At 64.4% G+C, this 11,111-nt stretch carries 11 protein-coding genes and 2 pseudogenes; 6 read left to right on the forward strand and 7 right to left on the reverse strand.

The window, feature by feature from the left end:
- Positions 1-217 (forward strand): annotated as a pseudogene (locus J7E82_RS14755) (aminotransferase class III-fold pyridoxal phosphate-dependent enzyme); the annotation flags it as partial.
- 212 nt (positions 218-429) lie between these two features.
- Here J7E82_RS14755 and J7E82_RS14760 read toward each other — a convergent pair.
- Both J7E82_RS14760 and J7E82_RS14765 read right to left on the reverse strand, forming a co-directional pair.
- A complete protein-coding gene (locus J7E82_RS14760) occupies positions 430-804 on the reverse strand; it encodes a DoxX family protein (RefSeq protein ID WP_214863922.1) in 375 nt (124 codons plus the stop codon).
- A gap of 207 nt (positions 805-1,011) precedes the next feature.
- A pseudogene (locus J7E82_RS14765) lies at positions 1,012-1,590 on the reverse strand (LLM class flavin-dependent oxidoreductase); the annotation flags it as partial.
- A gap of 84 nt (positions 1,591-1,674) precedes the next feature.
- On the opposite strand from J7E82_RS14765, the gene J7E82_RS14770 reads away from it, so the two are divergent.
- Together J7E82_RS14770 and J7E82_RS14775 are read left to right on the forward strand one after the other, a co-directional pair.
- Complete coding sequence (locus J7E82_RS14770; protein ID WP_251041929.1) at positions 1,675-2,169, forward strand: MarR family winged helix-turn-helix transcriptional regulator; 495 nt, start codon at positions 1,675-1,677, stop codon at positions 2,167-2,169.
- A gap of 129 nt (positions 2,170-2,298) precedes the next feature.
- Positions 2,299-2,994: an HAD hydrolase-like protein gene (locus tag J7E82_RS14775; RefSeq protein WP_251041930.1), complete on the forward strand. Its 696-nt coding sequence runs from the start codon at positions 2,299-2,301 to the stop codon at positions 2,992-2,994.
- 174 nt (positions 2,995-3,168) lie between these two features.
- Here the strand turns inward: J7E82_RS14775 and J7E82_RS14780 are convergent, their stop codons facing one another.
- On the reverse strand, positions 3,169-3,978 hold the full coding sequence (locus J7E82_RS14780; protein ID WP_214863924.1) for a hypothetical protein: 810 nt from the start codon (positions 3,976-3,978) through the stop codon (positions 3,169-3,171).
- A gap of 212 nt (positions 3,979-4,190) precedes the next feature.
- Between J7E82_RS14780 and J7E82_RS14785 the strand changes: the two genes are divergently transcribed.
- Positions 4,191-4,598: a YchJ family protein gene (locus J7E82_RS14785; RefSeq protein WP_308113853.1), complete on the forward strand. Its 408-nt coding sequence runs from the start codon at positions 4,191-4,193 to the stop codon at positions 4,596-4,598.
- A gap of 10 nt (positions 4,599-4,608) precedes the next feature.
- On the opposite strand, the gene J7E82_RS14790 is transcribed toward J7E82_RS14785, so the two are convergent.
- The 4 genes from J7E82_RS14790 to J7E82_RS14805 all read right to left on the reverse strand — a co-directional run bounded on the left by J7E82_RS14790 (position 4,609) and on the right by J7E82_RS14805 (position 8,478).
- A complete protein-coding gene (locus J7E82_RS14790; RefSeq protein ID WP_214863928.1) occupies positions 4,609-5,373 on the reverse strand; it encodes a maleylpyruvate isomerase family mycothiol-dependent enzyme in 765 nt (254 codons plus the stop codon).
- Entirely contained in the window at positions 5,373-6,341 is a 969-nt protein-coding gene (locus J7E82_RS14795; RefSeq protein WP_214863930.1) for a fumarylacetoacetate hydrolase family protein, read from the reverse strand. Before J7E82_RS14795 ends, J7E82_RS14790 begins: the two co-directional genes overlap by 1 nt.
- On the reverse strand, positions 6,341-7,483 hold the full coding sequence (locus J7E82_RS14800) for a cupin domain-containing protein (RefSeq protein ID WP_214863938.1): 1,143 nt from the start codon (positions 7,481-7,483) through the stop codon (positions 6,341-6,343). The genes J7E82_RS14795 and J7E82_RS14800 overlap by 1 nt, the downstream gene beginning before the upstream one ends.
- A gap of 191 nt (positions 7,484-7,674) precedes the next feature.
- Positions 7,675-8,478 (reverse strand): IclR family transcriptional regulator, encoded by an 804-nt coding sequence (locus tag J7E82_RS14805; protein WP_214863932.1) that lies wholly within the window; start codon positions 8,476-8,478, stop codon positions 7,675-7,677.
- A 169-nt stretch (positions 8,479-8,647) separates the two neighbouring features.
- Between J7E82_RS14805 and J7E82_RS14810 the strand changes: the two genes are divergently transcribed.
- Positions 8,648-9,853 carry an aromatic acid/H+ symport family MFS transporter gene (locus J7E82_RS14810; protein WP_214863940.1) on the forward strand — a complete coding sequence of 402 codons (1,206 nt, stop codon included), beginning with the start codon at positions 8,648-8,650 and terminating at the stop codon, positions 9,851-9,853.
- Between the two features lies 1 nt (position 9,854).
- Positions 9,855-11,111 (forward strand): FAD-dependent oxidoreductase (locus tag J7E82_RS14815; RefSeq protein WP_214863933.1); only part of this gene is annotated, 1,257 nt, incomplete at its 3' end.

An 11,111-nucleotide genomic window follows, 5' to 3' on the forward strand; every position in this document is an offset into this window, starting at 1 on the left:
CGAGGACGGCACCCCGGACGCCGCCACGGCAGCGGCCGTGCAGCAGGCCACCACCGCACAGGGCCTGCTGACACTGACCTGCGGCCCGGCCGGCAACGTCGTCCGCCTCATCCCCGCCCTGGTAGTCACCGCCGAAGAAATCACCCTGGGCCTGGACCGCTTCGAAGCAGCCGTAGGCGCCGTCACCGGAGCCATCCCCGCCACAACAGGATCCTGAGCCAAAGGATGTGCCTTTCCGGCGAGCTGGTTTCGGTTGGCGAGAGGCGGCCGCTGTAGGTTTACTGACCGATGCGTGATCCCACCCTCTTGGTCGGTAGCCAACGGTTCGGGGGACCGTCCAAAGTCACTGGGTCCTACGCGACGATGACGTTCCTCGAGGCCTCTTCGCCGGAATTCCGCTTAAGATGAAGCGCCACAAGACCCAGGACGTTAGAAGCTGTATGGTCCGAAGCGGGCAATGGCGATACCGGCGGCCAGGACGGCAAGGACGATGTTGATGACGACATTGGGAGTTTCTCGGCGGCGGGCGTGCGTGATGACCGCTCCCGTCATGAGCAGGAAGAGCCCGATGGCGGCGGCTGGCACCAGGTCGGTAGCTATGTTCAGGACGGCCGGAAGGACCAGGCCCAGGGCGCCCAGGATTTCGATCGCGCCGATGTACTTGACGGCTCGGTCGGAAAAGTCTTCGACCCATCCCTGCCCGGAGGCGGCAAGGTTCGCTTTAGGCTGGGCGATTTTCATGGCCCCCGCAGCGAGGAAGACAAGTGTCAGCAGGGCGGTGATAACCCAGAGGACGATGGTCATGTGATCTTCTTTCGTGATGGTTGCTAATTGCCTTGCCGGACGATGTCGCGCAGAGTCCGGTCAATGGACGGTTAGGGTGCTGTCAGGAGGCTGGTTGCTGCGAAGCCTGGAAGATCGTGATCGCCGAGCATTTCGCGGACCATCGGCACGACCTTGCTGCCGTACAGTTCGACGGCTTTGAGGCGGGCGCTGATCGGCTGGGCCCCGGAAGTTCGCCGTGCGGGTCGCCGACTGGGGAGATCCTCCCACGCCCACCCACGTTGTCAGGCCGCCCTCGGTCTTGGGGTACACATCGGCGTCGACCAGGGGTGCGCGGACGGTGCCGCTCCACGTTACCGGCTTCTCCTGGAGGAGTTGGGTGAAGAGCTCAATTTTTTCCTCGAAGAGCACGTCATAGTCGCTGAGGTCGTAGCCGAAGAGAGGGAGCGATTCGGTGAAGGAGCCCCTGCCGAGGATGACCTCGGCGCGACCGTTCGAGAGCGCGTCAACTGTTTGCGAAGCGTTCGAACACTCGCACGGCGTCATCAGAGCTGAGTACCGTCACGCCGGATCCCAGGTGGATGCGGCAGGTGCGGGTAGCCATACCGGCCAGCACCGTTTCGGGAGCGGACACCGAATATTCAGGGCGATGATGCTCACCCAGGGTGAAAACATCCACTCCCAGCTCGTCAGCTATGACTGCCTCGTCCACGAGTTGGCGGGTCGCCCGGGCGTGGTTGACTGGCGCGCCCGCATCGTCTACGGGACGTCACCAAAGGTATCCAACCCGAAGATCAATTTGTTCATGAGGTGGCTCCGTTCATGAGGTGGCTCCTCTGATTGACATGTCAATCAGTTAATTGACGCGTCAATCAAGCGAAGGGTGTAGTGATGAATCAAATCGGCAAGAGCGGCAGGCAAAGTCCTAATCCACTAGAGCTGGCGCTGTGGCGGGAGTATGTAGAGACCGCAGAATCGATACGGCAGGCCTTGGCTTCGGGACTGCAGTCCATGTCCGGCATTTCGCCCGGTGATTATGCCGTGCTCCTGGCCTTGAGCGAGGCTGATGAGCATAGGCTGCGGTCCTCGGTGCTCGCCGAAAAGATTGGTTGGGAGCGCAGTCGACTGTCGCACCACCTCGGCCGTATGGAAAACCGTGGGCTCATCCGTCGACACCGCTCAGGTAGTGACAGCCGCGGCGCGGAGGTTGAGCTAACCGACGACGGCGCACGGACCTTCCGCAGTTCTTCGGCGTCGCACCTCCGCCTGGTCCGCAAGCTATTCGTTGACGCCCTCGAGCCCGAGGATCTCGAAGCGGCAGGCAGGGTGGCAAGGAGCTTGCGCCGCCATCTGGAGGACATGCCTTCCGGCCAGGAAGCAGACTAAGCGCTAATTCGGTGCGGGAAGAGGTTGAACTACTAGAACACCATGCCCGCCATGGTGGCTGCTCGGCGAGCTTCTTCAGCTCAGCGCGCAGTAGGCGGCTTCGTTTCGTAGTAGCCGAAGGTTTCGCCCTTGACCTTTAGGGCTCCCGAGTCCACGGCCTCCAGCCAGTTGATGCAGCGAATGGATCTAGAGTCGACAGCAGCGGCATCCAACGTCTCCAGTACTGGAAGTACCCGCCGCCTGCTCGCAGGCCGCTTACCCGAAGAGCAGTGGCCTGCCTTCAAGGCGATGTTCCGCGGTTACCGCTACGACCAGGTCTGCGGCGAATACTACGCTTACGAGCAGGTCCTTCAGGATTCCTTCGATCGTGTGTGCAAGCGGTGGGGACTTGAGGGGACCGAGGGCGCAGGCGCACAGTTCGGCGATGCTGTGCGGTCATGGGTTGCGCATGAGGACGTGCCGGCTCCCTTGAAGACGATGGGCGAGAACTACCAGCTGGTGATCCTGTCCAACGCCGACGACAGCTTTCTGGACATCAGTCTCCCCAAACTAGGTGCGAACTTCCACGCCATCTACACCGCTGAGCAGGCCGGCGCCTACAAGCCGCGCTACCAAGCTTTTGAATACATGCTTGACACCCTGAACGCGTCACTGGAGGACTTCCTGCACGTCTCCTCCCACACCCGGTACGACCTGATGCCGTGCCACGACCTCGGCTTCACCAACACCATCTACTTCGACCGCGGCTACGACCCGCACAGCCCGGGCTACAACTACACCACGGTCTACTCTCTGGGCGAGCTCAACAGGCACCTCGGTCTCTAAACCGACACGAGACGAAAGGTCAACCTTGGAACGCATTCCCTGCTGGCTGCAAGCGTCCCTCCTGCGTTTCGCTTGCGAGGACGATTGTGAGTTCTGCACAGGTCCGGAAACGGACTAGGCCCCAAGTGCGTGTGTTGTTCGCGTCCGGCGCGGGCTACTACGAGGGTAACGATTTCACGGCTTGCTGGACTGCATCGTGGGGGCAGTTTTCTTCGCTTCCGCGCTGTGAGGCTCGGTTGCTTGGCCCTTCGGTGCCTTACCCTTCGGTGCCTTACCCTCGCGCGCCTTGCCGTCGCCTTCAACGCTGCCGCCTGCCGGGATGTCCCGCACCGTGACTTTGACTTCCGGAAGTGCAGCCGCCTTGGCCCGTTCGGCGGCACGCCGATCAGCTTCCTCGACGGCGGCGGCCCACTTGGGGGACAGTACCGGCGGGACTTTCCTGGCAGCAACCACCAGCGGATGATGCTTGGCCTGGGTTTCGACGACGGTGTGGGCTTTGGCGGAGGCGCCGGCCTTGATTTGGGCGGGCGTCGGCAAGCGGCGAGCGTCAAACAGGGTCTTCCACTGGATGCCGCGCATGCGGACCAGCGCTGCCTTGTACTTTGCAGAGGAACCACCCGCCAACCGTGCCAGCGCCTGTCGGAGTCCAGCGAGACGATCCTGGACGGGTTCGGCCCTATGGTGATACTGCGGGGCGGCGGCACTGCCATCCAGCGTCCCGGTGACGGAGTCAGCCTCGGCGTCGAACCCAGGGTGGGGCCTATGGTACGGCTTCGCGGGCAGGTGAACGATGGGAACTGTGTCCTTCTCCTTCTTGGGGACAATCCCAAACAAGGCCATGAGGATGAGGAAGACCAGGCGTCCGATTCCAGCCAGGACGAGTGTCAGGGTGACCAGGATGCCGAGGCACAGCAACATCAGGAAGGCGACGCCCAGGGTCCCGAAAAAGGTCAGGTTGAGGGCCATCGTTGTTGGATCGTCCACTTCACCCCTCCTGCCCGCAGTATCCCCACAGGACCCCGCGACCATCATCAGGGGCCGCGGCACCTTATATAGCCTACGGTTACTAGCCTAGTGTCCAAGGAGGCCTCACGCCGACGGGATTCAGCCTTCGGAAGGGGTTGTTTTGAAGCTGTTATCTACTGTGGCAAGATTTGTGGGCTGCCTCTCATCCGCGACCATCAGATCGGGATTCCGTGCCCTTCGACGCCTCCAACCTCCCTCACGGCAATTGTCCCTGCCTGTCGGGTGAACAGTACGTGGACTGCTGCGGACGGTTTCATCGGGGCGATGCCGAGGCGCCGACGGCGGAGCAGCTGATGCGTTCCCGCTATTCAGCCTTTGTGGTCCAGGACGCGGACTACCTGCTGCGGACGTGGGATCCCAGTACCCGTCCAGCCGGGCTGGAACTGGACCCGGAGATGCAGTGGCGACGCCTGGATATTGTCTCAACGACCAGGGGCGGCCCGCTGGATTCCGAGGGAACGGTGGAGTTCAAGGCTCACTTTCGGCACGACGGCGAACGCGGAATCCACCACGAAGCCAGCCGCTTCATCCGGAGAGACAAACGCTGGTACTACGTCAGCGGCGACGCCGAAGGCTGAGCCGTGTCCCCTAGATCCAGGCCGGCGCCGCCGGGACGGCGACTGGGGAAGCGTCAGGCCCCTCGGCAACAAGCCCGTCGTTGCTACGCCCTGCCGCCCACGCAGTGACGGCCCCCAATGAACCCGTCACCCTCACTGCGTCCGGGGAATCAACATCCCCAAGCTCAGACGGAACGCCCGGCTCGGCGTCGGTAACCTGGAGCACCAGGTCTTTATCCGTGCCGCGGGCCTTCCACGCTCCCGTGATGTCGCCCAGGAGCCGTGACAGCACGGGCCTCGGGATATCCGCGAACGATGCCCCGTTGTTCAGGTCCACAGCGTGTACCCAGATCTCGCGGTTGCGCATCCAGACGGTTTCGGAGGCGGGAACGGTCCGTCCCTGGATGGTCTTCACCTCATGCGACCACGCTTCATCAGGCAGGTCCCGCCATTCAACATTCAGGTGCACTGCCGAGTGATCGAACAGGTTCCGCAGGGCTATTGGGCTCAGGGTTGCACCAAACTCGATTTCCCAGTTGCGGACAGCCACAGATGGATACATCGGTGTTTCGACGCCGGTGCGCGCCCACTCCACCAGTCGGGCGACGGCACGCGCGTTGTAGCCGATATGCGACACCACATGGCGGCGGGTCCAGCCCGGAAGGAGAGAGTCTCCGTCGAGCTCCGCATCCCGCAGCTCGTTGAGCTTGCGGGCGAAGAACGCTGTGCCCCGGCGGGCCTGGAGCAGCTGGTCCAGCAGCGCCGGATCGGTGGCTTGATCCTTCCGGGCAACCATCAGCGTGCCCGTACTGCTTCGATGCCGCCTGCTTCGGCGGAGCCGGTGCCTGCCTCGGCAGTGGAGCCAGCGACGTCGGAGCTTGCGCCTGCCGTCGCTGCGGCCGTTGCCGGGTCGACCACCTCGGCGACGATCCGGTTGTTCAGCTGGCCGAGTCCCTCGATGCGGGTCACGAGGACCTCGCCTTCGCGCAGGTAGCGCTTGGGATCGCGGGCATGGCCGACGCCGCCGGGAGTTCCGGTGGCGATGACATCACCCGGATTGAGCGTGATGATCGTGGAGATGTAGGACACCAGGAATTCCGGGGTGAACACGAGGTCGCCAGTAGGAGTCGACTGTACTGTTTCGCCGTCGACCTCGGCCGTCATGAGAGGCCCCACGGTGAATTCGTCCTTGGTAACGAGTGCTGGTCCAAAGGGGGTGCTGTTTTCCCAGGTCTTGCCCTGCAGCCACTGGACAGTGCGGAACTGGTAGTCGCGCATGCTGATGTCGTTCAGGACGGAGTAGCCCGCGATGTGGTCGGCGGCGTCTGCTTCGCTGATGCGGCGGCCTTTCTTGCCGATCACGATGGCCAGTTCCGCCTCCCAGTCGACGGCGTCCGATTCCGGCGGAAGGGCGATATCGTCGTCCGGCCCGATCAGGCTTTCCTGGTACTTGGCGAACAGGGTGGGGTAAAGGGGAATTTCCCTGCCCATTTCCTGGATGTGGTTGCGGTAGTTGTGCCCGACGCAGATGATCTTGCCCGGTTCGGGCACTACCGGGGCGAGGCTGGCGCCGTCGAGCGGGTGAGTGGGGCCATCGGCATTGAGTGCTATGTTCTCCCAGTCGGCGTGGCGCAGCAGCTCACCCACGTTGGCGAAACCGGTGATCTCCGTGAGGGTGTCCCCGTCTTGGCGGACAGCGACCGTGCTGGCCGTGCCGTTGGCGGTGCCGGTGTCGGCGCTAAGACGCAGTGTCAGCAGTTTCATTACTTGCTTCCTTCGATGTAGCTGCGGTTGAAGTTCAGGCGCTCGAAAATGGGGGCGTCGCTGAAGCGGAAGAGGTCGAATTCGGTTTCGGCCTGAGGGTCCGCCTGAAGGGACCAAGAGGCCCAGGAGGGGACCACAAACAAGTCGCCCTTTTCCAACGTTTTGGTTTCGCCGTTGATGACGGCGCTGCCGCGGCCCTCGAAGACCTGCCACACACTTGAGCCGACTTCCCTCAGCGCAGCGGTGGAGGCACCTGCCCGAAGCCGGTGGAACTCGGCCCGGATGGTGGGCATGACGTCCCCGCCCGTGGTGGGGTTGCTGTAGCGGATGGCGGCATGGCCCTGGCTCACGGTGGCGGGATGGCCCTCGTCCTCCAGGAGCAGCTGCTCGCGCAGGGCACGGTCGGTGTGCTCCCAGCGGTAGGCGGCGATGGGGGAGTTGGTGGTGTTATCCAGCCCGGACAGGGGACGGAGGCCGGGGTGTGCCCAGAGCCGCTCTGAGCGGGAGATTTCCGGCGTGGCATCATCGGTGACGCGCTCGGTGCCAAACTCGAAGAAACCGGCGTCGGCGTAGTGCACGAACGGGATGTCCAGGCCATCAATCCAGGCCATCGGCTGGTCCGTATCATTGTGGTGGCCATGGAAGTTCCAGCCCGGCGTGAGCAGGAAGTCGCCGCGCCGCATGGCCACGGGATCCCCGTTGACCACGGTCCACACGCCCTCGCCCTCGACGACGAAGCGGAACGCGTTCTGTGAGTGCCGGTGCTCGGGAGCGGTCTCATGCGCGCCGAGGTACTGGATGGCCGCCCAGAGGGTAGGCGTGGCGTAGGGGGTTCCGCCGAGGCCAGGGTTGGCCAGGGCAATCGCGCGGCGCTCGCCGCCACGTCCCACCGGTACCAGATCGCCGGCGCGGGCGGCCAGCGGGTACAGCTCATTCCAGCGCCAAACGTGCGGAATCGCCTTCGGAGAGGGAACCATAGGCATGAGTTCGCCAATTTCGGTCCACAGCGGAATCATGTTGCCGGCCTCGAAGTCTTTATACAGCTGATCAAGCTGCGCCTGCTCCTCGGCGGTCGGCTCGGGAAGCGTCGCCTGCTGAGCTGCAGCCTCAGCGGCCACACTTTCATGCGTGGGCTGCTGCAAGACGGCGCGGCGGACCTCTTCAAGCTGTGCTTCGGTTTCTGCCGATGTAGACACGGGAACCTCCTCGTTACGGGTGCCAACGTTATTGATCTCCACACTAGGGAGGCATAGCCGCAGACCGTTAGATTATTCTGCTCAGCAGAATCTTCTGGCGAAGGGCTGCTGTCCGACGGACTCAACCCACGGCGGACTCACTCAGCGACACGCTCCACGGGGTTGGCAGCTATATCGATTTCGAGCTGCCGGACCGTCTCCCGCACCTGCGGAACAAGTCCCGCCTCGAAGACCTTCGAAAAGCGCGACGATGGAATCGCCACGCTCACGGCTCCCACCACAGCGCCATGAAGGTTGTGCAGGGCCATTCCGACGGCGGAGATGCCCTCTTCCGTGCCCTCGACGTTTGCTGCGAAGCCGTTGGCCCGCACGCTTTCAAGCTCCCGAAGCAGCGCAGCATACTCCCGCTCTGAAATGCTGTCGCCGCCAATAGCGGCGTTGTTGCCCAGGAACAACTGCTCCAGCATGGCCTCCTCCAGTTCCGCCAGCATTGCCTTGCCTCCCGAGGCCGTATGGGCAGGCAGGACGGTGCCCTGTCGGTCGCCCACGCGCAAGATGTTGGCGCTTTCCACTGTGCTCAGGAAGCGGACCTTGGTTCCCACCCGCACCATGAGGTTGACGGTCTCGTTCAGCCGCTCGGAGAGCAGCTCCAGGTGCGGCTGTGCGAGGGTCCGCAGGAGGCGTGTCCAGTTCAGCCCGGCAGGCCCGACGCCCATGGCCGGCCCGGGCAGATACCTTTTCGACTCGTCCTGGATGGCGAAACCCCTGTAGATGAGCATCGCAAGGAGCCGGTGGGCGGTGGACGGGGCAACTCCCAGTTCCGCTGCGGCATCCTTGAGTCGCACGCTGCCGTCGTCGCGCAGGAGCTGCAGCAGCTGCAGGGCGTTATCCACTGCCTCGATCGGATAGGGAGGTTTCTTCTGCAAACGAGGATTCTGCATAGCAGAATTCTATTGTTTGGATCCTGTGGCACAAGCCACTCTCGAATGCATGAGTCCTTCCACAGCTGGCGTCAAAGCGGACGCCGTTCAGCCGCTCGATGCAGCGCCGCCCTCGGGCAGCACCAGCCGGCAGCGATCGCCCCTCTCCCGATTCTCGTCGCGTTCAACCATGGCCGTTCTGGTCTGCTGGCTCCTGGTCGTCTTCGACGGCTACGACCTCATCGTCTATGGAACGGTGCAGTCCTCCCTCATCAACGACGCCGGCTGGGGGCTGAGCAAGGCAACCGCCGGAACGGTAGGTTCCCTCGCCTTCGCCGGCATGATGATCGGCGCCGTCTTCGCCGGACGCATGGCCGACTCCTGGGGACGCCGGCGCACGATCCTTGGTTGCGCCATCGTCTTCTCCGTCTTCACGGTGTTATGCGCTTTCTCGCCCAACGCCGCCATCTTCGGCATCCTCCGCCTGCTGGCCGGAATCGGCCTGGGCGGGCTGGTGCCGTCAGCCAACGCACTGGCAGCGGAACTCGTCCCTGAGCGCTGGAGGTCCACGGTGGCCACCCTCATGATGTCCGGAGTGCCCCTTGGCGGAACCATTGCAGCCCTCGTGGGCATCCCCATGATCCCCGCGTTCGGCTGGCAGGCCATGTTCCTGGTGGCCATCATCGCCCTGATCGTGGTGGTTCCCCTGGGCCTGAAGTTCCTCCCGGAAACCAAAGCCGCGGCCAAGGCCGGGGAACGCCCCGGCTTCGGGTCGCTGTTGCGGGCACCGTATCTTGGGGCGAGCATCCTGTTCGCCCTGGCAACCCTGGCTACCTTGTTCGCCTGGTACGGCCTGGGCACCTGGCTGCCCAACCTCATGCAACTGGCAGGCTACAACCTCGGTTCCGCCCTGACCTTTGCCGTCGCCTTGAACCTCGGAGCCATCGCGGGCTCCATCATCACGGCGTGGGCGGGCGATCGCTTCGGCGCTATCCGCACCGGTACGGCGGCAGCCGCCGTCGCCGCCGTCGCCCTGGCCGTCATCATCTCCGGGCCGCCGGTCGGCGTCGTCTACGCGATGCTCGTACTGGCCGGCGTCGGAACCCACGGCACGCAGTGCCTAATCATCGCCGCCGTTGCCTCGCACTATCCGGGCCACTTGCGCGGCACGGCCCTGGGCTGGGCGCTCGGCGTAGGGCGCATCGGCGCCGTCATCGCCCCGCAGGTGGGCGGCCTGCTCCTGGCCGTCGGGCTCGGGGTCGGCTCCAACTTCCTTGCCTTCGCCGGGGCGGCGGCGGTCGCAGCAATCCTCCTGGCCCTGGTCGCCTCCCGGTATCAGCGCGGCCAACTGGCCCGCCAGGAATCCTCAACAACCATCAACACCATTGGGAATTGATATGACCACGAACAACGCACACAAGTCCTCGGACGTCCTCGTCATCGGCGGTGGAATGGCAGGCCTGGCAGCCGCCTTCGGCTTGAAGGAGAACGGAGCCGACGTCACCCTCGTGGAGCGCGCCCCGGAATTCGGCGAGGTGGGAGCCGGGCTGCAGCTTGCCCCCAACGCCACCCGCCTCCTGGCCAAATGGGGGCTCCTGGAAAAGGTCAAGGAAATCGGCGTCATGCCGGATCACCTGGTCTTCCGCGACGCCGTGTCCGGAGAGGAGCTCACCCGCCAGGAGCTGGGCGGCGCCTTTGAGGAGCGCTATGGGGCCCCGTACATTGTGATCCACCGCAGCGACCTGCACCGGGTGCTGCTGGAGGCCGCGCGCGACGCCGGCGTCACGCTCCTCAACGACGTCACCGTTGATCGTGTGGAGACCGACGGCGGTGCCGGGCGAGCCATTGCCGTGGACGGCAGCGTCTATGAGGCGGGCCTCGTGGTAGGCGCCGACGGCCTGAAGTCCGCCCTGCGCGAGGCCGTGTCCGACGACGAACCCGTCGGCTCGCACTACGTCGCCTACCGTGGCACTGTCCCCGCAGCGGAGGTTCCCAACGCTTCGGACCTGAACGACGTCGTCGTCTGGCTCGGCCCCGACTGCCACCTGGTCCAGTACCCCTTGCGCAAGGGCGAACTGCTCAACACCGTTGCGGTCTTCAAGTCGCCCTCGTTCGCGCGGGGCGAGGAACAGTACGGAGGGGTGGACGAGCTCGAGGAGGCCTACCGGGACTGTGTACCCGAGGTCCGTAACGCGCTGCAGAACCTTTGGCGCGGAATCCGCTGGCCTATGTACGACCGCAACCCGATCGAGAACTGGGTGGACGGCCGGCTCCTCCTCGTCGGCGACGCCGCCCACCCCATGCTGCAGTACCTCGCCCAAGGCGCCTGCCAGGCCCTCGAGGACGCGGCCGCCCTGCAGGAGCTCAGCCGCGGCACTGTCTTTACGGACAACGGGATCGACGCCGACGCCTGGGACGGCGTGATGCGCAGCTTCAACGCCATCCGCGCGCCCCGGACGGCCACGGTGCAGCGCACCGCCCGTGTTTGGGGCGAATCCTGGCACGTGTCGGGAGTGGGCAGGGTCCTGCGGAACATGCTGTTCAAGGCGCGCCGCGACTCTGACGTCCATTACACCGACTGGCTCTATGGCAAGGACAACGAGGTGCGGGCTGAGGTTCCCGCCACAGCGCACCCAGGTCTTTCCGCAGGCTTC

This window comes from Arthrobacter sp. ISL-30, from assembly GCF_018613855.1.
In the GTDB taxonomy this organism is placed as follows: Bacteria; Actinomycetota; Actinomycetes; order Actinomycetales; family Micrococcaceae; genus Arthrobacter.